At 72.5% G+C, this 22,248-nt stretch carries 17 protein-coding genes; 2 read left to right on the top strand and 15 right to left on the bottom strand.

Going from position 1 to position 22,248, the window contains the following annotated elements; all coding sequences use genetic code 11:
* Window positions 1–139: 139 nt before the first annotated feature.
* The 7 genes from ACFV57_RS31475 to ACFV57_RS31445 all read right to left on the bottom strand — a co-directional run bounded on the left by ACFV57_RS31475 (window position 140) and on the right by ACFV57_RS31445 (window position 8,501).
* On the bottom strand, window positions 140–763 hold the full coding sequence (locus ACFV57_RS31475) for an ATP/GTP-binding protein (RefSeq protein WP_385239171.1): 624 nt from the start codon (window positions 761–763) through the stop codon (window positions 140–142).
* Complete coding sequence (locus ACFV57_RS31470) at window positions 744–1,106, bottom strand: DUF742 domain-containing protein (RefSeq protein WP_385239169.1); 363 nt, start codon at window positions 1,104–1,106, stop codon at window positions 744–746. Before ACFV57_RS31470 ends, ACFV57_RS31475 begins: the two co-directional genes overlap by 20 nt.
* A gap of 73 nt (window positions 1,107–1,179) precedes the next feature.
* A complete protein-coding gene (locus ACFV57_RS31465; RefSeq protein WP_360122739.1) occupies window positions 1,180–1,587 on the bottom strand; it encodes a roadblock/LC7 domain-containing protein in 408 nt (135 codons plus the stop codon).
* 2 nt (window positions 1,588–1,589) lie between these two features.
* Window positions 1,590–3,485 carry a sensor histidine kinase gene (locus ACFV57_RS31460; RefSeq protein ID WP_385239185.1) on the bottom strand — a complete coding sequence of 632 codons (1,896 nt, stop codon included), beginning with the start codon at window positions 3,483–3,485 and terminating at the stop codon, window positions 1,590–1,592.
* A gap of 489 nt (window positions 3,486–3,974) precedes the next feature.
* The gene (locus ACFV57_RS31455; protein WP_385239166.1) at window positions 3,975–4,481 is read right to left on the bottom strand and encodes a DUF4288 domain-containing protein; all 507 of its coding nucleotides are present in this window, start codon (window positions 4,479–4,481) and stop codon (window positions 3,975–3,977) included.
* A gap of 398 nt (window positions 4,482–4,879) precedes the next feature.
* On the bottom strand, window positions 4,880–5,959 hold the full coding sequence (locus ACFV57_RS31450; protein ID WP_385239164.1) for a rod shape-determining protein: 1,080 nt from the start codon (window positions 5,957–5,959) through the stop codon (window positions 4,880–4,882).
* A 370-nt stretch (window positions 5,960–6,329) separates the two neighbouring features.
* Window positions 6,330–8,501, bottom strand: coding sequence for an FUSC family protein (locus ACFV57_RS31445; protein ID WP_385239162.1), 2,172 nt, complete (start codon window positions 8,499–8,501; stop codon window positions 6,330–6,332).
* Between the two features lie 457 nt (window positions 8,502–8,958).
* Between ACFV57_RS31445 and ACFV57_RS31440 the strand changes: the two genes are divergently transcribed.
* Window positions 8,959–9,987, top strand: coding sequence for an alpha/beta hydrolase (locus tag ACFV57_RS31440; protein ID WP_385239160.1), 1,029 nt, complete (start codon window positions 8,959–8,961; stop codon window positions 9,985–9,987).
* A gap of 9 nt (window positions 9,988–9,996) precedes the next feature.
* Here ACFV57_RS31440 and ACFV57_RS31435 read toward each other — a convergent pair whose 3' ends face one another.
* From ACFV57_RS31435 to ACFV57_RS31425, 3 genes are all read right to left on the bottom strand, one after another.
* On the bottom strand, window positions 9,997–10,500 hold the full coding sequence (locus tag ACFV57_RS31435; RefSeq protein WP_385239158.1) for a hypothetical protein: 504 nt from the start codon (window positions 10,498–10,500) through the stop codon (window positions 9,997–9,999).
* A gap of 141 nt (window positions 10,501–10,641) precedes the next feature.
* A complete protein-coding gene (locus tag ACFV57_RS31430; protein WP_385239183.1) occupies window positions 10,642–11,442 on the bottom strand; it encodes an ABC transporter permease in 801 nt (266 codons plus the stop codon).
* Window positions 11,443–11,558: 116 nt separating this feature from the next.
* On the bottom strand, window positions 11,559–14,480 hold the full coding sequence (locus ACFV57_RS31425) for an alpha/beta fold hydrolase (RefSeq protein ID WP_385239156.1): 2,922 nt from the start codon (window positions 14,478–14,480) through the stop codon (window positions 11,559–11,561).
* A gap of 210 nt (window positions 14,481–14,690) precedes the next feature.
* Here ACFV57_RS31425 and ACFV57_RS31420 point away from each other — a divergent pair, with 210 nt between their 5' ends.
* Window positions 14,691–15,926 carry a styrene monooxygenase/indole monooxygenase family protein gene (locus tag ACFV57_RS31420; RefSeq protein WP_385239154.1) on the top strand — a complete coding sequence of 412 codons (1,236 nt, stop codon included), beginning with the start codon at window positions 14,691–14,693 and terminating at the stop codon, window positions 15,924–15,926.
* Between the two features lie 105 nt (window positions 15,927–16,031).
* Here ACFV57_RS31420 and ACFV57_RS31415 read toward each other — a convergent pair whose 3' ends face one another.
* From ACFV57_RS31415 to ACFV57_RS31395, 5 genes are all read right to left on the bottom strand, one after another.
* On the bottom strand, window positions 16,032–16,511 hold the full coding sequence (locus ACFV57_RS31415; RefSeq protein WP_385239152.1) for a GNAT family N-acetyltransferase: 480 nt from the start codon (window positions 16,509–16,511) through the stop codon (window positions 16,032–16,034).
* 265 nt (window positions 16,512–16,776) lie between these two features.
* On the bottom strand, window positions 16,777–18,270 hold the full coding sequence (locus ACFV57_RS31410) for a CoA-acylating methylmalonate-semialdehyde dehydrogenase (protein WP_385239150.1): 1,494 nt from the start codon (window positions 18,268–18,270) through the stop codon (window positions 16,777–16,779).
* An 83-nt stretch (window positions 18,271–18,353) separates the two neighbouring features.
* Window positions 18,354–20,264 carry a 3D-(3,5/4)-trihydroxycyclohexane-1,2-dione acylhydrolase (decyclizing) gene (gene iolD, locus ACFV57_RS31405; RefSeq protein ID WP_385239148.1) on the bottom strand — a complete coding sequence of 637 codons (1,911 nt, stop codon included), beginning with the start codon at window positions 20,262–20,264 and terminating at the stop codon, window positions 18,354–18,356.
* Window positions 20,261–21,232: a 5-deoxy-glucuronate isomerase gene (iolB, locus tag ACFV57_RS31400; protein ID WP_385239146.1), complete on the bottom strand. Its 972-nt coding sequence runs from the start codon at window positions 21,230–21,232 to the stop codon at window positions 20,261–20,263. The genes iolD and iolB overlap by 4 nt, the downstream gene beginning before the upstream one ends.
* A gap of 30 nt (window positions 21,233–21,262) precedes the next feature.
* Window positions 21,263–22,156 carry a deoxyribose-phosphate aldolase gene (locus tag ACFV57_RS31395; protein ID WP_385239144.1) on the bottom strand — a complete coding sequence of 298 codons (894 nt, stop codon included), beginning with the start codon at window positions 22,154–22,156 and terminating at the stop codon, window positions 21,263–21,265.
* Window positions 22,157–22,248 lie beyond the last annotated feature (92 nt).

Below are 22,248 nucleotides of genomic sequence, written 5' to 3'. Positions count from 1 at the left end.
CCCGGTCACCACGCCGCCGCCCGGGCCCCGCCGGTTTTCACGGCGGTCACCGGGCGGCGCGCGGCGATGGTGCGACGGACGGGCGGCAGGCGGGCGGCAGACCGTGGGTGGCGTGCCGGGGGCCGCGGCCCGGGGCCGGTCAGCCTGCGGCGAGGGAGTGCAGGTAACGCATCAGCGTCATCAGCACGTCACGGCTGGAGGTGCGCAGCCGCGCGTCGCAGTCGATGATCGGCACCTCGGGAGGCAGGTCGAGGGCGCCCCGGATCTCCTCGACCGGGTGGACCGGTGCGTCCGGGAAGGAGTTGACCGCGACGACGAAGGGGACGCCGCGCTCCTCCAGGCGCCCGATGACGTCGAAGCTGACCTCCAGGCGACGGGTGTCGATGAGGACCACCGCGCCGAGCGCGCCGTCGAACAGCCCGTTCCACAGGAACCAGAAACGTTGCTGCCCCGGCGTACCGAACAGGTACAGCACCAGTTCGTCGTTGAGGCTGATGCGGCCGAAGTCCATCGCCACGGTCGTCGAGGTCTTGCGCTCGACACCGACGATGTCGTCCACGCCGACACCGGCCTGCGTCATCGTTTCTTCAGTGGTCAGCGGGCGGATCTCGCTCACCGCGCCCACCAGGGTCGTCTTGCCGACCCCGAAACCGCCCACGATCACCACCTTGACCGCGGCGGCCGCCGTCTCGGGCAGTTCGTCCTCGCTCCGCGGCCCCTGGGCGGGGCGCTCGACGAGCGTTTCAGAGCTTTTGAAGTCCATGGATCACCGCCTCAATAAGGGCACGGTCGGGAAGTTGGGCGGGAGGCACGGGCGCGCGTGCCACCACCCGGCCGCCGGCCAGGAGGTCACCGAGCAGAACGGTGACCACACTGACCGGCAACTGCATGTAGGCGGAGAGTTCCGCCACGGACAGCGGCGAATGGCACAGCCGTACGATCGACGCCTGCTCCGGCTGCATCCCCGGCTTCGGCCCGGTTTTCGCCACGATCAGCGTGACCAGGTCGAGGGAGGTGGTGTGGCCGGAGGCGCCGCTGCGCCCACCGGTGATCACGTAGAGCCGCTCGGGGCTCTGATCCTCCCAGTCCTGGTCCGCTCCGCTCATGCCGTGTCCCCGCTTCGCCCCGCCGTACCCGCGCGCGGCCCGCGCAGCCTGCCGATCCGCTCGCCGCCCTCGCTCATGCGTCCTGTCCGTCGTGGCGTGGTGGGCTGCTGAGGTGCTCGCCGATACGGGCCACGAGGTCCCGCATCCGCTGCCCTATCAGCCCGGCGTCCACACCCTCATCGGCCAGGACGGCCAGGTAAGCGCCGGCGCCCGCCGCCATCAAGTAGAAGAAGCCACCGTCCAGTTCGATCACGACCATGCGCATCCGGCCGTCGCTGTGCGGGAACTCCGCGGACACCGCGCCCGCCAGACTCTGCAGTCCGGCACAGGCCGCCGCCAGTCGGTCGGCGGTATCGGTGTCCGTACCGTACTGGGCCATGCGCAGGCCGTCCGAGGACAGCACGACCACGTGACGGGTCTGCGGAACGCTCTCCGCGAGATCCTTGAGCATCCAGTCCATGTTGGGCCGGTGCTGAATCATGGCTACTCACTCTTTTCCGACGACTCGTCACTCTTCTCACTGGCTGCACTTGCGGCACTGACTGAAGTCCCCGTACCGGAGGCGGGGTCCGGGTGGCCGGTCCAGTCGGTGGCCGGTCCGGGCCCGCCGACGGTTCCACCCGGCTGGTGCGGCTGACCGTACTGGCCCTGCCCCGGCTCACCGTCCGATCTCGGCCGGGGCGTAGCGCCCTGCTGAGCCGACGCGCCGTGTTGAGCCGACGCGTCCTGCTGAGCCGCCCTGCTCGACTGGGCCGACGTGCCCGACGGGCTGTCGCCGGACAGGCCGCTCTGGAACGCGGCGAGCCACATACCCGGCTGCACCGGAGCGGCGTCGTCCGCACCCGCGGCGGGGGGCATCGCGGCGGAAGGCGCGGGGGCGCCGGGAGCCGCGGGAGGCATGGGCGCGGTGGCGCGGGACTTGCGGCGCCGCTGCGGCAGGCCGTTGGTGGTCCGCTCGGTCACGAGAGGGAGGTCATCCTGGGTCTCCTCCCGGACGTCGTCCCGGAACTGCGGGGGCACTGGCGTGGCGGAGGGCGCGGGGGCCGCGGGAGCGGGCGGTGCCACCGGAGCCGCCGGAGCCGCCGGGGCCGGAGCGGGCCGCGCGGGCGGAGCCGCCGCGGCATGCCGGGGGCCGGCGGACCGCGGGGTCCCGTTCAGCTGACGGCGCTCCGTACGGGCCGTGCGCGGTCCCGAGGACGCGCCGATGCCGTGCGCGCGGCCGGTCGCGGCGGCGGTGGTGATCAGGTCCTGGGGCACGATCAGCACCGCGCGCACACCGCCGTACGCGGAAGGCCGCAGCGAAACCTGGAAGTTGTACACCTGCGCCAGCCGGCCGACCACCGCCAGGCCCAGCCGCGGCGTCTCGCCCAGGTCGTTGACGTCGATGCCCTGCTGCGCCTGCTGGAGCATCCGCTCGGCCCGCTTACGGGCCTCCTCGCTCATGCTGACGCCGCCGTCCTCGATCTCCACGGCGATACCGGACTGCACCTCCACGGCGGTCAGGTGCACCCGGGTCTGCGGCGGGGAGTAACGGGTGGCGTTGTCGAGCAGCTCGGCCAGCGCGTGGATCAGCGGCTCGACGGCGGTGCCGACGACCGCGACCTCCGACACGGAGTGCAGCTCGACACGCTGGTAGTCGATGATCCGCGACATCGCGCCACGCAACACGCTGAACAGCGGGATCGCGCGGCTCCACTGACGGCCCGGCCGTGCGCCGCCGAGTACGGCGATGGAGTCGGCGAGACGCCCGATCAGCGCCGTACCGTGGTCCAGCCGCAGCAGATCACCGAAGACCTCCGGGGACTGACCGTGCCGGTCCTCCATGTCCCGCAGTTCCTGCGCCTGTTGGTGGACGATCGCCTGCACACGGCGGGCGATGTTCACGAACGCGCGCTGCGCGGACTCGCGCAGGTCCTCCTCGGCGACGACGGCGTCGAGGACGGAGCGCAGTACGGCCTGGTGCGCCGCGGTGAACTCCGGCGTCAGCCCCGACTCCTGCGCCTGCCGCGCCACCTGCTCGGTGATCGCCGCGTGCACGTCCTCGGGGAACTCGCCACGCCCCAGCCGGGCCACCACCTCGGGCAGCAGCTCCTCGGCCAGCCGGACGGTCTCGGCCTCCTGCCGGTCCAACGCGGCCTGCTGCGCCGCGGCCCGCTCACGGAGCGCGGTCAGCGCCTGACCGCGGCGCGTGACCTCGCCGGTGACCAGCGCCACCGCCACGGTGGCGACCGCACCGATCCACACCACCGGCGTACTCGCCTGCGCAGGGACCATCGCCGTGGCGACGGCCGCGGCCACGGCGGTCGCCGCGGCGGGCAATATCCACGCGAGAACCGAGCCAGGACGCGGCCCCTCGGGCGACGATCCTTCTCGAACCATCTGCACCCTAAAACCCTCAAAACATCGACAGATCACAGGACGTCTAGCGGGCCCCAGCTCCCCGTTCGGCGCCGCCACAGAGGTCACCTGCGGTAACTGCCTTCATACACTGGGCCGGTAGTAGCATAACCGCCTTTGATCAAGGACTGACGCCAGGTCATCACTCGCCACCGACAAGTGGATCGAGCCACTCCGTCGTTGCTGGTGGGGCGGGGGTTGAGGGTGGGGGACGGCCGTCCAGGGGAGCCGATTCGCGAGCCGAACGGTCGGCGGCCGGCCGGCGGCCGGTGAGCAGAGCGAGCGCGCGAGACGGACGCGGGCGGGCAGGCAAGGACAGACAGAGACCGGACGGAGACCGGACGGAAACCGGACAGAAACCGGGCAGAGGACGGCCCGAAAGCGATCCGAAGGCGGACAGGGAGCGAACGGTCAGGGAGCGAACGGTCAGGGAACGAACAGTCAGGGAACGAACAGTCAGGGAACGAGCGGTCAGAGTTCCTCGCCCGACAGCAGCGGTTCGAAGCGCTCGTAGGCGGCGTAGTCGCGGAACTGCCGCGCGTAGAGATCGGCGTCCTGTGTCAGGTCCTCGTCCAGCGCCGCGCTCACGTCCACCACGCGCTTGAAGCACCAGGCAACCGTCTCGCCCCGGTCATCGAGGGAGCCGTGGCAGCCGGCCTCCCGCGAACGGGCGCGCCGCTCGGCCCGGCACCGGGCGTCCGCGTCGTCCGTCGCGTATACGAGGACCACACTCTCCTCGTACAACGGATCGCTGCCGCCCCGGCCCGGCGACTCCATGAGGACGACCGCGATGTACGGCTTGGGCCCCTTGGCCGGCGGGCCCTTCCGCTCGCCGCCGGTCGCCACGGTGTACTCACCGTCCACCGCGATCGGCCGGCCGGGGGCGACGGCCCAGCGGCGCGGCGCTACGGCCCCCGTCCGCACCCATTCGGCCGGCTGGAGGGCCTTCGCGCTCAGCACCGCAGTCAGCTTTCGCATCCGGAGGCGGGCACTTCTCCGTACGGGGGCACGGATGCGGAAGCGTGCGCGGGAACGGGCACGGATACGGATGCGGATGCGTACGCGTTCGCCGGAGGTGGGGACCAGCCTCCGGGGGAGAGCCTGGTTGCCGGGCGGCCCGTCGGCAGCCCCGCCGCCCCCTCCGGCCCCCGCGCCCCCGTGCCCGGCGGGAGCGGACCCGATTCGATCATGAGCGCCACACGGTTCGGCATGACCGTTCCTTCCAGGGTGATCAAGGTTGCTCACCACCACCGGCCGCGCAGCCGGCGCAATCATCTTCACCCGTTCCGGGGGTTGCCGCACGTCGGCGCATTCGGCGAGGTACGGACGGGAAGCCGGCGCCGCCCCACCGGCACCCCGGCGACACCCCGCGCGCGTCAGAGCCGCACAGCCCTCCGCGGCTGCTCCATCGCCCCGGCCAACAGGCCCTGCAACGTGGCGAATTCGTCGACGCACCGGCCCGTACCGTTGACCACGCAGTCCAGCGGGTCGTCGGCGACCACCACCGGCACGCCCATCTCCTGGCGCAGCCGCTGGCTCAGGCCGCGCAGCAGCGCTCCGCCGCCGGTGAGCGCTATGCCGCGCTCGATGATGTCCCCGGAGAGTTCGGGCGGGCACTCGTCGAGCGTGCGGTGCACGGCCCCGACGATCGCGTCGACCGGTTCGGCCAGCGCCGACCGGATCTCCTCCTCGGTGATCTCCTGGATGCGCGGCAGCCCGCTGACGTGGTCGCGGCCGCGGACGGTGTAGGACGTGCGGCGCTCGGGCTCGCCTTCCTCGTCCACGTCGACCGGCGTCCAGGCCGCGGAGCCGATAGCGATCTTGATGTCTTCGGCGGTGCGCTCGCCGATCGCCAGCGAGTGCTTCTTCTTGACGTACGAGATGATCGCCGCGTCCAGCGCGTCGCCCGCGACCCGTACCGACTGGGCGGTGACGATGCCGCCCATCGAGACGACGGCCACCTCGGTCGTGCCGCCGCCGATGTCCACCACCATGCAGCCGACCGGCTCGGCCACCGGCAGACCGGCGCCGATCGCCGCCGCCATCGGTTCCTCGATCAGGTGCACCTCGCGGGCCCCGGCGCTGCGCGCCGAGTCGATGACCGCCCGCCGCTCGACACCGGTGATGCCGGAGGGCACACAGATGACGACCCGCGGCTTGGAGAAGCGGCGGCTGGGGAGCGCCTTCTTCATCAGGGCGCGCAGCATCTGCTCGGCCGCGTCGAAGTCGGCGATCACGCCCTCCTGGAGGGGGCGCATCGCGGTGATGCCGGACGGGGTGCGGCCGATGGTGCGCTTGGCCTCCGAGCCGACGGCGATCACCTCGCCCGACGCGTTGACGGCGACGACGGACGGCTCGTTCAGGACCACACCCTTGCCACGTGAGTAGACCAGGGTGTTGGCAGTGCCCAGGTCGATGCCTATGTCGTACGTACCGGACGAAGTGCTGGACGCCATGGGAGGTTCGCTTGCTCTCTCTCGACTGGACGACAGGGCCCCGCGCACAGGGCCCTCGAACATCGCGCCCCGGGCGGCGCGAGTGGCTCGCTGAGCCGGTCGGCAAGCGAAGCCCACCGAGCTCGGCAAGCTCGCCAATGGCGCCATTTGCGGGCAATTATCAAGACTACAGGCGGTGCCGAATGGTTCCGGCTCGGCGCGCTCCGGCTGGGCGCACTCCGGCTCGGGGCGCTCCGGCTCGGGGCGCTCCGGCTGGGCACGCCTCCGGCTCGGCACGTCCAAGTCGGGACGTCCGGGACGGGACGTCCGGGCGGGCACGTTCACGTCGGGGCGTCCGGGTCGACTCTCGCCCCTCGCCCCCGCCCCACCCCTACGAGGACGAGCTCCGCGACGCCTGCGCCCCGTCGCGCTCCCGCACCTTCTTCGTCGCTCCCGTGTCCCCGACTCCGCGAGCCGCCCGGTTCCTGCCGCCGGGCCCGCGCGACAGCGCCTCGGCCAGATCGTCCAGCGCGTCCAGGAGCAGTTCGGCGCCGCGCAGCGCGACGGTGCGGCTCTCGGAGCGGGCCGACCACTCCTCCCACAGGGCGCGCAGCGCGCTCCAGTCCAGGTCGCGCCGCTCCCGTACGGCCTCGACCGCGCGCGGCAGCGAGCCGCGCAACTCCTCCGTGAACGCTTCGGCATCGGGTGAAGGTTCCGCGTTCTTGTCCGGAAGGTGCGCTTCCAGAATCATCGTCACCCGGCCCATCGTGGACAGCGCGGACTGTGCCGACGCCGCCGCGCTCAGCGACAGCCCGCGGTGGCGCACCGGCTCCTTCTCGGCGCGCGCTTCGCTCTCCTCCCAGGCGGCGCGGGCCGCGCGGGCGTCCAGGAGGGCTTCGCGCACCTGGCGGGGGCGGCGGTCGGCGGGCCGCGCGTAGGTGTCGAACACGGCGATGGCGTATCTGCCGTTGGCCTCCACCCACTGGGCCAGCCGTTCGCGCAGCCGCGGGGTCTCCCAGGCGGGGAAGAGGGCGTAGGACAGCATCGCCAGCAGTCCGCCGAGGAGGGTGAGGACGATGCGTTCCTGGACGGTCTGTTCCCAGCCCGCGCCCGCGATGCCGAGCAGGAAGACGACGTACGCGGCGACGCACGCCGAGGTCACCGAGACCCCCGTACGCATGAGCAGGTACATCGCCAGTACGCACACGACGGCCAGCGCCGCGCTGACGTACAGGTTCGGGTGGGTCAGGCCCATGATCGTGCCACCCACCGCGACCCCGACCAGGGTGCCGATGAACCGCGCGACGCCGCGCGAGTACGTCTGCCCGAAGTCGGGCCGCATCACCATCACCGAGGCCAGCGGCGCCCAGTAGCCGTGACCGAAGGGCAGGGCCTGGCCGATGAGGTAGCCGGCCGCCGCCACCGCGCTGACGCGCAGCGCGTGCCGGAAGATGTGCGAGGACCAGCGGATCTCCCGGCGTACGGCGCGCAGCGCCACCGGCACCAGCTTCGGCACGCTCGGACGCAGCAGGTGCCCGCGCTCCGCCTCGGTGGTGGGCCGGGTGGCCTGGACGGGTTCGTCGGTGAACTCGACGGCGTCCGCGAGCAGCGAGATCAGCCGCAGCGCGGAACGGCGGGCCGCGCCGGTCAGCCGAGGCCCCTCGCCGTCCTGGGGCATTTCGAGGGTGGCCATCGCCTCGGGCGGCAGCCGTACGGGTTTGTTGCGCCGGATGGCCGTCGCGACGGCGTCCAGTACGGTGGCGGCCGCGCCGAGCAGTTCGCGCGCCCGGTCCCGTTCGGGCCCCTCCATCGGCGCGCCGACGACCGGATCGGCGAGCGAGGCCAGTACCGGTCTGACCTGCTCGGCCAGCGCCCGTGGGCCGTGCAGCTGCACCGGCCGCCGCTTGGCCTGACGCGGGGTCACCGCGGAGGCGAGGCGCGCGTCCATCAGCGGCTGCGGGTCGAAGGGCGCGACCGGGTCGTGCCGCAGCCGGCGCGCGTAGTCCGCCTCGGCGGCCAGCGCGTCGGCGAGCGCGTCCCGCTGCACACCCCAGGGCCGTACGGGGAAGAGCACGATGAGCGCGGCCTGCACGAACCCGCCGAACGCGATGATCGCCGCGTGCTCCAGCGCGCCGAGAACGGAGGTCGGCAGGGTGACGGTGACGAGCATGACCGCGACGGTCTGCGTGCCGACCAGCCCGGAGACCGGGCCGACCGACCAGGCCAGGCCCGCCAGGAACGTCCACAGGGAGAGCAGGACCAGGAAGCCGACGATGTGCGCGGCGGCCAGGTAGCCGAGGAAGGTGGAGACCGAGAGGCCGCCCGCGACGGCGAGGGCCAGGACGGGACGCGGGCGCCAGCTGCGCTGGAAGGTGGCGATACCGGCGGCGAACGCGCCGAAGGCCGACGAGACCGCGAGGGCCGGGTTGCCGAGGTAGAGGCACAGGCCGATGACGACGGCGACGCCGACCGAGCCGCGGATCGCGATGAGCGGCGTGAGCTTGGCCTTCTCGATCGTCAGCCCGGAGCGGGCGGTCTTCTTCAGCGCTCGCGACCAGGTCATGCCTCCGAGAATACGGATACGGGAGCACCGAACCGGAATGATCGACACCGGTTCGCGGACGGGTCGCGGACCGGCCACGGACCGGCCGCGGACCGGCCCGCAGAGGATCACCCAAGGGATCGTGCAAGGGAGCACGCCAGAGATCACGCGATGAAGCACGCCAGGGATCACGCACTGGGCCGCAGCCACCCTCCCGAAGACCGCCCCTCGCCCCCTTCCCCCTCCCTCTCCCGGAAAGCACCCCTCGGCCCCCTCCCCCTCCCACTGATTCGCCGTGAAAATCACGGTAAAGCCGGTTTCCGCTACGGGTAAACGTCCCAGGTCAGCGCCCGATCGGCCGATGCGGGTGGGTTCGGGCGGGCAATGCCACACGTCCGAGAGGGAAACCCGGGCCCCGGCCGCGCCCTCTTGCTGACCGGCCGGACGTCCCCGGCCCGCTCGACAAGGAGAAGGTCCCGTGCGCAAAACCCTGCTCACCCCGGTGGTCGTGGCGACCACCCTGGCAGCCCTCGCCGCCACCGCCGGCTGCGGCTCGGGCGGATCGGGCGGCTCCGACGACGGCCCGGTGCGCTTCGGTGACGCGAAGGGGTCCGGTTCGCACGGCGCCACGCGGCCGGGCACGGGGTCGCTCGCGCAGATGCCGACCAACCCCATCAGCTTCAAGGAGCAGCGCAAGGTCGGCGGCGCCGGCAACGGCACCCCCATCGGCGTGGCCACCTACCACGGCCCGAAATCCGGGTTCACCGGAAAGGTGTGGGTGTGGGCGCCGCCGGAGTACTACGAGAAGGAGAACGCCGACAAGGGCTTCCCCGTCCTGATGGCGCTGCCGGGCGCCGAGGGCTACCCCGTCAACTACTGGATCGGCGGCGACCTGAAGCTGGAGGAGAAGCTGGCGCAGTGGTCGAAGGAGGGCAAGAGCCTGCCGTTCATCGTCGTGATGCCGGTGCTCAATCCCAACGCCAAGCAGTACTACGACGCCAGCGACATCCCCGGCCAGCCGAAGATGGGCACCTGGCTGAACGAGGACGTCCCCGACTTCGTCCGGCAGAACTTCCGTACGCTCAAGGGCCGGGACGGCTGGGCGATCATGGGCTCCTCGTCCGGCGGGTTCGCCGCGCTGAAGAACGTTCTGCAGCACCCCCAGACCTTCAAGGCCGCGATACCGAGCGGTCCCGACATCGTGCCCGACTCGCCGCTGTGGCGCGGGCACGCGAAGGAGGAGCGGGAGAACAACCCGGAGGTCCTGGCGCAACGCCTGATCAACAAGGGTGGTCCGGACGTCTACCTCGCCTTCCAGGACGGGACCAAGGAGTCGACGATCGTGCCGAAGGTCAAGAAGTTCGTCGCGCGGTACGGGCGCGGCCCGGTGAAGACGCGGCTGCAGATGGTGGCCGGCGGGATGCACGGCGCCGACACCTATGTGAAGGGCCTCGGGGAAGGCACGATGCAGTGGGTCAGCGCGCATATGCAGGGGCCCGCGGAGTAGCCCGGCTCCCTACATCGAGCAGGCGACGTCCAGCAGTTCGATGGGCCGGGACGCGTCCAGGTCCACGTACGCGGTGAACCGCTCCGTGCGGTTGCCGCTCCAGTGCGTGGTGATCGTCGCCCAGCCGACCCGTGCGGACTGCGCGGTGGTGACCTTGCCGACGGAGATGTCGCGCGGCGTGTTCTGGGCGCACAGCAGCACGTCGCGGTCGGGTGTCTCGGCGGCCTTCTTCTTGAGTTCGGCGGAGACCTGGTGCTCGCGCTGCCAGGCGCTCGGGCCGTGCTTCCCGTAGAAGGAGGCCAGGAAGCGGCGGATCTCCTCGGCCGTGTAGCGGCCGTTCGGGTCGGTACGGTCGGCCCGGTCGGCGCGGGTGTCCGTCCGGGACTGCTGCTGTACGGCGGTGTCCGGCGCGGCGGCGGTTGCCGGGGCGGCGGACGCGGCGGTCAGGGTGAGGCCGAGGGCGACGGCGGTCGCGGCGGCGATGGCGGTGGTGCGCGAAGCGTGACGGAGCATGAGATGTCCTCGACTTCCGACTTCTGTTCTATGTGCGCATTGCCGGTCTTCACCCACTGAGACACCCGGGGCCGCCCCATGGTTGCGCGGCACCGCCGCACACCACTCGTTCGGCCCAGCGCCCCGCACTCCCCCGCTCCCCTACGACACGATGTCCTTCCTCCCGAACCCCCGGAACGCCAACGCGAACAGCACCAGCGCGTACGCCACCGAAACAGCCGCCCCCTGGATCATCCCGGTGGCGTCCAGCTGCGGCTGCAGGGCGTCGGCCCACGCGAACTGCCAGTGCGCCGGAAGGAAGTCGCGCCACTGCTCCAGGGCCGTGACCTGGTCCAGCACATTGCCGACGATGGTCAGGCCGACCGCGCCGCCGACCGCGCCCAGCGGCGCGTCCGTCACCGTCGACAGCCAGAAGGCGAGCGCCGCCGTGACCAGCTGGCTGACGAAGATGTACGCGACGGCGAGCGAGAGGCGGGGCAGCGCATCGCCCGCGGGCAGCGCGCCGCCGGTGGGCAGTTGGAGCGGCCCCCAGCCGTACGCGACCGCCCCGGCGCCGAGCGCGACCAGCGGCAGCAGCACCATCGCCGCCGCGCTGAACAACAGGGCGACGGTGAGCTTGCTGAGAAGCAGCCGGGCGCGCGGGACGGGCGCCGCCAGCAGATAGCGCAGCGAGGACCAGCTCGCCTCCGAGGCGATCGTGTCGCCGCAGAACAGCGCCACCGGCACGACCAGCAGGAATCCCGCCGAGACGAACAGGACGGTCGCGGTGAAGTTGGCGCCGGAGGCGGTGGCGGTGTCCATCAGGGTGATCCGGTTGCTGCGGCCGCCGGGATCGCCGCCGATCGCGAAGGCCGCGATCAGGACGAACGGCAGCACCGCGAGGATCGCGCCGACGACCAACGTGCGGCGCCGCTTGAGCTGGCGCAGCGCCTCCACGCGCAGCGGAAGCGTGCGGTGCGCACGGTAGCCGGGGGCGTGCGGCGCGCCGGGTACGGACGCGCCGGCGCGCCCGCCGGGGAGCGCGGGCCGCCCGCCGGTGCCGGGTTCGGTGACGGGGGTCACCGGTCACCTCCGATCATGGTGAGGAAGGCGTCCTCAAGGCGCCGGTGGGGGCCGATGCGGGCCACCGGGATCTCCAGCCGCAGCAGTTCGGGCAGCAGCCGCGGGGTGCTCGTGGTGCCGTCCAGCGAGACGAGCAGGCCCTCGTCGGCCCGGACGGCGGTGGCCACCCCGGGCAGCGCGGCCACCTTCTCCAGCAGGACGTCGGACAGCGGCTCGCCGCCCTCGACGCCGACGAGCAGGGTGTCGCCGGTGCCGACGATGTCGGCGACCGGTCCCGCCTGGACGAGCCGGCCGCGGTCCATCACGACCAGATGCGTACAGGTCTGTTCCACCTCGGCCAGCAGATGACTGGAGACGATCACGGTGCGGCCGCCGGCCGCGTACCGGGTCATCACGTCCCGCATCTCGCGGATCTGCGGCGGGTCGAGTCCGTTGGTCGGCTCGTCCAGGATGAGCAGGTCCGGCAGGCCCAGCATGGCCTGCGCGATGGCCAGGCGCTGCCGCATTCCCTGGGAGTAGGTGCGTACGGCGCGCTGCAGCGCGTCGCCGAGCCCGGCGATCTCCAGGGCCTCGTCGATGTGCGCGTCCTCGGCCGGGCGGCCGGTGGCCCGCCAGTACAGATCGAGGTTGGCGCGCCCGGACAGGTGCGGGAGGAAACCGGCGCCCTCGACGAACGCGCCGACCCGCGACAGCACCGGCGCGCCGGGCCGGATCGCGTGCCCGAAGACGCGGATCTCACCGGCGTCCGGCCCGATCAGGCCCATGAGCATCCGCAGGGTGGTGGTCTTGCCCGCGCCGTTCGGGCCGAGCAGACCGAGCACCTGGCCCTTCTCGACGCGGAAGGAGAGGTCCCGTACGGCGTACCGGTCGGCGGCCCCGGCGTACCGCTTGCTCAGGCCGATGATCCGCAGCGGTACGTCCGCCAGGTCCGGGTCGGGCGCGCCCGCCGCTGCGCGGCGCCGGCCGACGAGCAGGAGGAGTACGGCCACGACCGCGCCCGCGGCGGGCAGTGCCCAGGTCCACACGGGCAGCGGGGCCGCGGCGCTCTTGACGCCGGGCGCCGTCGGGACGCTCAGGACGCCGTCGCCTTCGAGCGAGGCGGTGTACGTGGCGGGCTCGGCGGGCGAGGCGTAGGCGAGGTCCGTCGAGGAGAGCACCAGGCGCAGCCGGTGGCCGGCCGCGAACTCGTGGTCGATGGCGGGCATCCGCAGGTCGACGCTCCTGCCGTTCTTGGCGCCCGTGATGCGATACGGCTCGGCGAGTCCGGCGGGCAGCACCGGCCGGCTGCTGCCGTTGGGCCCGATGTCGTACACCTTGGCGAAGATCACCGCGTCGTCGCTCGTGGCACCGATGCGTACGCGGGCGGTCGGCGCGCCGGTGACGCGCAGCGGCTCGCCGAGCGGCCGCGACTCGAAACGGGCGTACTGGCCCGGGGAGTCGAGGGAGAGTCCGGCTCCGACGCCGGAGAGGCTGTTGAGGGCGCCGACGCCGGGCACCGTGGAGATGGACGGCGGGCTCGCCCCGGCCGGGTTGCCGAAGCGCTGTTCGCGGCCGGCCAGGCGGACCGGGCGCGGGTCGTTGTCCAGGCCGGGGTACGCGTCACCGCTCGCGCCGCGCAGCCGGGCCGCGCCGTTGGTGGAGTCGACGGCACCGCCGCGGCTGACCCGGAAGGCGGGCCCGGTGTCGGTGTTCTTCTCGCCCTTGAGGTAGCGGTCGAACCACGCCTTCGTACGGCCGGTGAGACGGCTGGTCTCGCGGTCGCCGCCGTCGTGGCCGCCGGCGAGCCAGTCGACGGAGACGGGCGCGCCGTTCTTGCGCAGCGCCCGGTACGTCGCGTCGGCCTGGCCGAGCGGGAACAGTGAATCGGTTCTGCCCTGCATGAGGAGCGTCGGGACCTTGATCCGGTCCGCGACGGCGGAGGGGCTGCGGGCTTCGAGGAGTTCGCGGGCGGCGGCATCGGGCTTGCCGGCGACGGCGACCCGTTCGTACATCGCGCAGAGCTGCTGTTCGAACCGGCCGCAGCCGTCGGTGACGTCCCGGGGCGCGGTCCCGGTGGCGGACTTCCCGCTGCCGCCGTCGGTCCCCGCCCCCGCGCCATCGCCGCCGGTGTTCCCGGTGCCACCACGGTTGGTGTCACTGCCGCCGGTGCCACCACCGGCCCCCGCTCCGGTCCCTCCGCCCCCGGAACCGGCCGCCGCGTCCAGCGCGCCGACCGAGCCCGTGGAGAAGAACATGCCGGCCCACAGCTTCTTGAAGACGCCGTTGGGGAACAGCGCGTCGGCCAGGTTCCAGTACGTGATCTGCGGGGCGATCGCGTCGACCCGCTTGTCGTACCCGGCCGCCAGCAGCGCGATCGCGCCCCCGTAAGAGCCTCCGGCCACGCCGACCCGCGGATCGCCCGCGCCGTCGAGCCGCACCTCGGGGCGTTCGGCCAGCCAGTCGATCAGCCGCCGGACGTCGGCCACTTCCCGGTCCGGGTCGTTGAGCCCGATCTTCCCCGTCGACTTGCCGAAACCGCGCGCCGACCAGGTCAGCACGGCGTAGCCGTCGCGCGCCAGCTCCTCGGCCTGCGTGCGTACGGAGTCCTTGCTGCCGCCGAAACCGTGCCCCAGGAGGACGGCGGGGCGGCGGCCGGTTCCGCCCGCGGTGAAGAAGGAGGTGTCGATACGGACCTTGCCCTGGCCGGCCGCCGAGGTGTCCCGGGCGGAGCCGCCGTCCGCGCGACCGTCGCCGCTCTTACGGCCGTCCGCACCCCCGTCGGCGCCACCGGAACTCTCGGGCATGGTGAACGCGCGGTCCTCCCGGTGCACGGCGGGCGGGCCGTCCGCGGCGACGGCCGCCCACGTACCGGACCCGGCGAGCACGGCCAGCACGGCCGCCGTCGCGTACAGCCGCCGTCCGCGGAGTCGGAAAGTCATACGGTGAATCCTAAGGACGTCGCGCGGCGGACCACCGAGCCGCCGGGGCGAACCCGCGCACCTCCCGCGGCAGTACGACCGCCGCCGCGCGTACCGCGCCTGCAGTACGCGCAACGCGCCCGTGCGCCCCGGGGCCCTCTGTACACCGCACAACCCCGCCGCTACAAAAGACGATGTGGGGCGGGCCGGGTCGGCCCAGGGGAGGCGGCAATGCGCAGGATCGCCATCGTCGGCGCGGGGCAGGCGGGGCTGCATCTCGCCCTGGCCCTATTGGCCGCGGACTACGACGTCACACTGGTCACCGACCGCAGGGCGCAGGAGGTGCGCGCCGGCCGGGTGATGTCGACGCAGCTCATGTTCGGCCCGGCGCGGCGCCTGGAGCGGGCCGCCGGGCTCAATCTCTGGGACGCGACCGCGCCCGCCGCGAGCGAACTGCGGATGACGGTGTGGGACCCGCCCGGCAAGTCCGCGCTGACCTTCACCGCGCCGTTCGACGAGCCGCCGCACAGCGTCGACCAGCGGGTGAAGATGGCCGGCTGGCTCAGCCTGTACGAGGCCAGGGGCGGCCGCGTCCGCTACGGGCCCGTTTCGCGCGCCACGCTGCCCACACTCGCCGCCGAACACGACCTGACCGTCGTGGCGACCGGCCGCGGCGACCTCACCCGGATCTTCGCCCGCAACCCGCTGTTCTGCCCCTTCGACCGCCCGCAGCGCATCCTCGCCTGCATGTACGTGCACGGCGTCGCGGCGCCGCCCGGCCATCCGGAGTCGCAGACGCGGATCAACGCGGTGGCCGGGGCCGGCGAGGTGTTCGTACTGCCCGCGCTGACGACGGGCGGGCCCTGCGGCATCATCCTGTTCGAGGCGTTGCCGGGCGGGCCGTTCGACTGCTGGCACGACGACCCCTCGCCGGCCGACTGCGTGGCCCGCGCCATGGCGCTGCTGCGCACGCACGCGCCGGGTGAGTACGAGCTGTGCAAGGACGCCGTCCCCACGGACGCGGGCGCGACGCTGTACGGGGCGGTCACCCCCATCGTCCGGCACCCGGTCGCCGAGGTCGCGCCGGACACGTACGTACTGGGCATGGCGGACACGGTCGTCACCAACGACCCGATCACCGGCCAGGGCTCGAACACCGCGGCCCGCGGCGCGGCCGCCTATCTGGCCGCGATACTGGAGCGCGGGGACGCGCCCTTCGACCCCGAGTGGATGCACACGGCGTTCGCCGCGTTCTGGCGCCACGCCCGGCAGGTCACGGAGTTCACCAACCTGATGCTGGAACCGCTGCCCCAGCACGTACAGCGCCTGCTGGCCGCCGCCGCCGAACACCCCGCCGTGGCGCACCGCTTCGTCAACGGCTACGCCGATCCCGCCGACTACCACGACTGGCTGATGACGGCGGCCAACGCCGAGGCCTATCTGTCTGCTGTCTGCGTCAAAAGGTGACGGCCGGCCGTCGTCGCGGATGACGGCCGTCGGCCGGTACCGGCTCGTCCAGCCGGCGTCGTCTGGCTGGTGCCCGTCCCGGGGAGGGCCGGGCACCACCGTCCCTCAGTTTCCGCCGCTCGTTTCCAGCGCCAGCGTGAAACGTTTCTTGTCCTTGCGGGTCGCGCCGAACCGGTCGTAGAAACGAATCGCTCCGGCGTTCCAGTCCGGCGTGTTCCACTGCATTTCCGCCACGCCCAGGGCCTTGCCCTCCGCGATGACCGCCTCGACCAGCAGGGCGCCCAGCCCCAGACCGCGGTGCTCGGCGCGCAGGTAGAGGCAGTCCAGATGCAGGTATGCGCGGCCCTGCCAGGTGTCGAAGGCCGTCGAGCAGGTGGCGTACCCGGCGAGTTCGCCGCCGTACAGTTCGGCGACCAGGCAGCGCAGCCACGGCGGGCGCGGTCCGAAGAGCGCGTCCGCGAGCCGGTTCTCCAGGTCGGCGGCGGGTGGCGCGGACCGCTCGTACGTGGCGTGCTCCGCGGCCAGCGCGACGACCTCCGCCAGGTCCGTACGCACCGCGTGGCGGATGACCGGGGCTCGCGTCATGGGGCGCCCGCCGCGGCGCGCCGTATCTCCACGGCACCGGTGGGGTTTGGTTCGTCATTCATACGCAGCATCATGCGCCATTCGGCCGGAACGGTTCCCGGGTATTACGGCGAGACTTGCGCGCCGTGGGCGAACGGTGGGGCGCCGGAGACCTCGCCGTGCCTCCGGCAGGCCGGCCGCACGCCCCGGTTGCGGGCCCGGCCGCACGCGCCGGCTGCGGCGGCCGCCCGCGGGCTTTTGTTCCGGCCCGCGGGCGGCTCTGCCGTCAGTGGTTGCTGGGGAAGCCCAGGTTGATGCCGCCGTCGGACGGGTCGGGCCAGCGGGTGGTGACGACCTTGCCGCGGGTGTAGAAGTGCACGCCGTCGTTGCCGTAGATGTGGTGGTCCCCGAAGAGGGAGTCCTTCCAGCCGCCGAAGGAGTGGTAGCCGACCGGCACCGGGATCGGCACGTTCACGCCGACCATGCCGGCCTCGACCTCCAGCTGGAAGCGGCGGGCCGCGCCGCCGTCCCGGGTGAAGATGGCGGTGCCGTTGCCCCACGGCGAGGAGTTCATCAGGGAGATCGCCTCGTCGTAGGTGTCCACGCGGACGACCGACAGCACCGGGCCGAAGATCTCGTCGCGGTACGCGTCCATCTCGGGCGTGACCTTGTCGAGCAGCGAGATACCGATCCAGTGGCCGTCCTCGTGGCCGGCGACCGTGAAGCCCGTACCGTCGATCACGACGTCCGCGCCCTGGGCGGCGGCGCCGGTCACGTACGAAGCGACCTTGTCGCGGTGGGCCTTGGTGATGAGCGGGCCCATCTCGGAGGTCGGGTCGCTGCCGGGGCCGATGGTCAGCGCGGCGGCCCGCTCCTTGATCTTCTCGATCAGCGGGTCGGCGGTGTCGCCGACGGCCACCACGACGGAGATCGCCATGCAGCGCTCGCCCGCCGAACCGTACGCGGCGTTGATCGCGGAGTCCGCGGCCAGGTCGAGGTCGGCGTCCGGCAGGACCAGCATGTGGTTCTTGGCACCGCCGAGGGCCTGGACACGCTTGCCGTTGGCCGTGCCCGTGGTGTGGATGTAGCGGGCGATGGGGGTGGAGCCGACGAAGGAGACGGCGGCGATGTCCGGGTGCTCCAGGATGCGGTCCACCGCGACCTTGTCACCGTTGACGATGTTCAGCACGCCGTCCGGCAGGCCCGCCTCGGCGGCCAGCTCGGCCAGCTTCAGGGCCGCGGAGGGCACCTTCTCGCTGGGCTTGAGGACGAAGGTGTTGCCGCAGGCGACGGCCAGCGGGAACATCCACATCGGCACCATCGCCGGGAAGTTGAACGGCGTGATGCCCGCGACGACTCCGAGGGACTGACGGATCGCGGCCACGTCCACCCGCGTGGAGACCTGGGTGGACAGCTCGCCCTTGAGCTGCTGCGGAATGCCGCAGGCCAGCTCGACGATCTCCAGGCCGCGGGCGACCTCGCCCAGCGCGTCGCTGTGCACCTTGCCGTGCTCGGCGGTGATCAGCGCGGCCAGTTCCTCGCGGTGCGCGTCGATCAGCTCGCGGTAGGCGAACAGTACGGCCGTACGCTTCGCCAGCGAGCTGGTGCCCCAGCTGCGGAACGCCTCCTTGGCCGCGGCGACGGCCGCGTCCACCTCGTCCACGGAGGCGAAGGCGACCTGCTTCTCCTGGGCGCCGGTCGCGGGGTTGTAAACCGGGCCGAAGGAGCCGGACGCGCCCTCGACGGGCTTGCCGCCGATCCAGTGGTTGATGGTCTTCATTCGGAGGCCTTTCTGGGGGACGGCGGGGAGCGGATGCCGTGTGTCGGAGGGGCGGTCGGTGGGGGGCGGTCGGAGGAGGTGGTTCAGAGGTGGCGGCGGCGTGCCGCGACGTGCCGGTCGTAGTCCTTACGGGCCTCGACCGCCGCCGGACGCGTCGCGGTCTCGGCCACAGGGACATCCCACCAGGCTTGGGCGCCGGGCGCGCCCGGCACAGTGTCGGCCGTTGCGGTCTCGACATAGACACATGTGGGGCGCTCGTCGGCACGGGCCGCGGCGAGCGCGGCGCGCAGTTCGCCGGCGGTCGCGGCGCGGATGACGTGCATCCCCAGGGACGCGGCGTTGGCGGCGAGGTCCACGGGCAGCGGGCCGCCCGTATAGGAGCCGTCGGCGGCGCGGTAGCGGTAGGCGGTGCCGAAGCGCTCGCCGCCGGTCTGCTCGGACAGGCCGCCGATGGAGGCGTAGCCGTGGTTCTGGACCAGCACGATGTTGATGTTGATGCCTTCCTGGACCGCGGTGACGATCTCGGTGGGCAGCATCAAATACGTACCGTCGCCGACCAGCGCCCATACGGGCCGGTCGGGCGCCGCCAGCCGGACCCCGATGGCGGCGGGGATCTCGTAGCCCATGCAGGAGTAGCCGTATTCCAGGTGGTACTGGCGGCGGGACCGGGCCCGCCACAGTTTGTGCAGGTCACCGGGGAGCGAACCGGCGGCGTTGATGATCACGTCGTGTTCGCCGACGGTGGCGTCGAGCGCGCCGAGGACCTGGGTCTGCGAGGGGCGTACGGAGGCGTCGGGCGTGGCGTAGGCGGCGTCGACGAGGGCTTCCCAGCGGGCCTTCGCCGCGCCGTACTCGTCCTCGTACGCCTGCGCGACGCGATACCCCGACAGGGTTTCGGTGAGCGCTTCGAGGCCGGCGCGGGCGTCGGCGACCAGGGAGGTCGCGGCGAGCTTGTGGGCGTCGAAGGAAGCGATGTTCAGGTTGACGAAGCGGACGCCGGGGGCGGCGAACAGGGTGGCGGAGGCGGTGGTGAAGTCCGTGTAGCGGGTGCCGACTCCGATGACGAGATCGGCGCGGGCGGCCAGCGCGTCGGCGGTGGCGGTTCCGGTGTGGCCGATGCCGCCCACGTCCGCCGGATGGTCGTGGCGCAGGGAGCCCTTGCCCGCCTGGGTGGAGGCGACGGGGATGCCGGTCGTGTCGGCGAAGGCGCGCAGGGCGTCCTCGGCCTCGCTGTGGTGGACGCCGCCGCCCGCGATGATCAACGGCCGCTCGGCGGCCCGTACCGCCCGTACGGCCTCGGCCAGCGCGGCGGCGTCGGGAGCCGGACGCGGCACCCGCCACACGCGGTCGGCGAAGAACTCCTCGGGCCAGTCATACGCCTCGGCCTGCACATCCTGCGGCAACGCGAGCGTGACGGCGCCGGTCTCCACGGGGTCGGCGAGCACCCGCATCGCCTGGAGGGCGGCCGGGATCAGCGCCTCGGGGCGGGTGACGCGGTCGAAGTAGCGGGAGACGGGGCGCAGGGCGTCGTTGACCGACACATCGCCGGCGTACGGGACTTCGAGCTGCTGGAGCACGGGGTCGGCGGGGCGGGTCGCGAAGATGTCGCCGGGCAGCAGCAGCACCGGGAGGCGGTTGACCGTGGCGAGGGCCGCGCCGGTGACGAGGTTGGTGGCGCCGGGGCCGATGGACGTCGTGACGGCGTGCGCGGACAGGCGGTCGCGCTGCCTGGCGTAGCCGACCGCGGCGTGCACCATGGCCTGCTCGTTACGGCCCTGGAGGTAGGGCATCACCTCCGGGCCCGCCTCCAGGAGGGCCTGTCCGATGCCCGCCACGTTGCCGTGTCCGAAGATGCCCCAGCAGGCGTTGACGAGGCGATGCCGGGTGGGCGCGCCGCCCCGGCCGCCGGAAGCGGGGGCGGCGTCCCGCTCCGTGTACTGGTGGGCGAGGAAGGTGACCAGGGCCTGCGCCACCGTGAGACGTCGAGTGGTCATCGTGGGTCTCCCGCTGGGGCGTCGTAGAGGGGCAGGCGGGGGTCGACGGGCTGACCGGGCCAGGTGTCGCGGATCCAGCCGTGGTCGGGGTGGTCGCAGATCAGCCAGGCGCGCTCGTCGCCCGGTCCGGCCATCACGTTGAGGTAGTACATGTCGTGGCCGGGAGCGGCGATGGACGGGCCGTGCCAGCCGTCGGGGATCAGCACGGCGTCGCCGCTGCGGACCTCGGCGAGGACGTCCGTGCCGCGTCCGTTGCCGGAGGGGGTGACGCGCTGGTAGCCGAGTCCGGTGGGGGCGGGATCGGGGGTGTGCCCGGAAGTGGGGGCTTGGGCGGGGGCGATCTCGAAGTAGTAGATCTCTTCCAGCTCGCTCTCCTCGCCCGGTCGGCACTCGTCGTGCTTATGGGGCGGGTACGAGGACCAGTTGCCGCCGGGGGTGAGCACCTCGACGGCGATGAGCTTGTCGCATTCGAAGACGCCGGCCGCGCCGAAGTTGTTGACCTGGCGCGAGCAGTTGCCCGTACCGCGCAGCTCCACGGGCACGCCGCTCGCCGGCCCGTAACGCGCGGGCAGCCGACGGGAACAACGGGCCCCGGTCAGCGCGAACCGGCCGCCCGCGGCGCTGCTGATCTCCACTTCGGCGTCGCGCGGTACGTAGGCGAAGTCCGTGACGCCGCTGAACACGTCTTTTCGACCGGTCAGTTGAAACCGCTGGCCCAGTTCGGGGTCCTGAGCCGGTCCGGCGCCCTGGTCCGGTTCGGCGTCGCCGGTCGTGACCGTACAGCCGCCGTTCAGGGGCAGCACGATCCACTCGCTGTCACCGGTGGTGAACGTATGTCGTCCGCCGGGCGGCAGTTGGAGGACGCGCAGGGACGAATGGCCCCAGCCCGCCCTGTCCGGGTCGATGTCCAGCACGTACGGTCCGTCGGCCCCGCTGTCCTGGGCCCTGATGTGAAACTCGGTGCTCATGGCTGCAAGTCTCCTCCTCGCCACTGACAGTTACCGCTGGAGCAGCGACACGGCGGTGTCCACGGCCGTCGTCACGTCCCCGTCGGCCGGATAGAGCAGCGACCGCCCGACCACCAGCCCTTGCACGGTCGGCAGCCGCAGCGCCTTGCGCCACTTCTCGTACGCCGCCGCCTGTTCCTCGGCGGTGCCCTTGATGTCGCCACCGAGCAGCACGGTCGGCAGCGTCGACGTCTCGCAGACCTGCGCCATGTCGTCAGGGTCGTCGGTGACCGGCAGCTTCAGCCAGGTGTACGCGGAGGTGCCGCCCAGGCCTGAGGCGATGGCCACGGATTTCGTGACGGCCTCCGCGCTCAGGTCGTTGCACACCTTGCCGTCCACGCGGCGGGAGAGGAACGGTTCGACGAAAGTGGGCAGTTCCCGCTCGGCCATGGCGTCGATGGCGCGGGCCGTGGACTCCAGTGTGGCCAGCGAGCCGGGGTCGTCGTAGTCGATACGCAGCAGCAGCTTCCCGGCGTCGAAACGCAGCCGGGCGATGTCCTGTGGGCGGTGGCCGGTGAAACGATCGTCCATCTCGAAAGAGGCACCCGCGATACCGCCACGGTTCATGGACCCCATGACCACCTTGCCTTCGAGGGCACCGAGCAGGAGCAGGTCCTCCAGGATGTCGGCGGTGGCGAGCACGCCGTCCACGCCCGGGCGGGACAGCGCGAGGCGCAGGCGTTCCAGCAGGTCGAGGCGGTTGGCCATGGCCAGCTTGCGATCGCCGACGGCGAGCGCGCCACGCGCCGGATGGTCCGCCGCGATGATCATCAGCCGGCCGCTGTCGCCGATGAGGGGGCGGCGGACACGGCGCGCCGCGGCCTCCGCGACGGCTTTCGGGTGCCGGGCCCGCAGCGTCACGATGTCGGAGATCCGAGTGCTCAAGGCGGTTCTCACCTTCTGGGAAGGACGGGGTTCGGTGGGGGCGGGCGGCGGGGTGCCCGTATGACGACCGGTACCGGCCGGCCGGTGACAAC

The organism is Streptomyces sp. NPDC059788 (assembly GCF_042732265.1).
Classification (GTDB): Bacteria; Actinomycetota; Actinomycetes; order Streptomycetales; family Streptomycetaceae; genus Streptomyces.
Note: the sequence above shows the minus strand (reverse complement) of the source record. Positions and strands in the feature narration are given on the sequence as shown.

What these genes read in the sequence shown, in the direction of transcription:
- ACFV57_RS31475 (WP_385239171.1), bottom strand. Translation starts at nt 763, where the DNA reads ATGGACTTCAAAAGCTCTGAAACGCTCGTCGAGCGCCCCGCCCAGGGG.
- ACFV57_RS31470 (WP_385239169.1), bottom strand. Translation starts at nt 1,106, where the DNA reads ATGAGCGGAGCGGACCAGGACTGGGAGGATCAGAGCCCCGAGCGGCTC.
- ACFV57_RS31465 (WP_360122739.1), bottom strand. Translation starts at nt 1,587, where the DNA reads ATGATTCAGCACCGGCCCAACATGGACTGGATGCTCAAGGATCTCGCG.
- ACFV57_RS31435 (WP_385239158.1), bottom strand. Translation starts at nt 10,500, where the DNA reads ATGCTCCGTCACGCTTCGCGCACCACCGCCATCGCCGCCGCGACCGCC.
- ACFV57_RS31420 (WP_385239154.1), top strand. Translation starts at nt 14,691, where the DNA reads ATGCGCAGGATCGCCATCGTCGGCGCGGGGCAGGCGGGGCTGCATCTC.
- ACFV57_RS31410 (WP_385239150.1), bottom strand. Translation starts at nt 18,270, where the DNA reads ATGAAGACCATCAACCACTGGATCGGCGGCAAGCCCGTCGAGGGCGCG.
- ACFV57_RS31445 (WP_385239162.1), bottom strand. Translation starts at nt 8,501, where the DNA reads ATGACCTGGTCGCGAGCGCTGAAGAAGACCGCCCGCTCCGGGCTGACG.
- ACFV57_RS31450 (WP_385239164.1), bottom strand. Translation starts at nt 5,959, where the DNA reads ATGGCGTCCAGCACTTCGTCCGGTACGTACGACATAGGCATCGACCTG.
- ACFV57_RS31455 (WP_385239166.1), bottom strand. Translation starts at nt 4,481, where the DNA reads ATGCGAAAGCTGACTGCGGTGCTGAGCGCGAAGGCCCTCCAGCCGGCC.
- iolD (WP_385239148.1), bottom strand. Translation starts at nt 20,264, where the DNA reads ATGACCACTCGACGTCTCACGGTGGCGCAGGCCCTGGTCACCTTCCTC.
- iolB (WP_385239146.1), bottom strand. Translation starts at nt 21,232, where the DNA reads ATGAGCACCGAGTTTCACATCAGGGCCCAGGACAGCGGGGCCGACGGA.
- ACFV57_RS31415 (WP_385239152.1), bottom strand. Translation starts at nt 16,511, where the DNA reads ATGACGCGAGCCCCGGTCATCCGCCACGCGGTGCGTACGGACCTGGCG.
- ACFV57_RS31460 (WP_385239185.1), bottom strand. Translation starts at nt 3,485, where the DNA reads ATGGTTCGAGAAGGATCGTCGCCCGAGGGGCCGCGTCCTGGCTCGGTT.
- ACFV57_RS31425 (WP_385239156.1), bottom strand. Translation starts at nt 14,480, where the DNA reads ATGACTTTCCGACTCCGCGGACGGCGGCTGTACGCGACGGCGGCCGTG.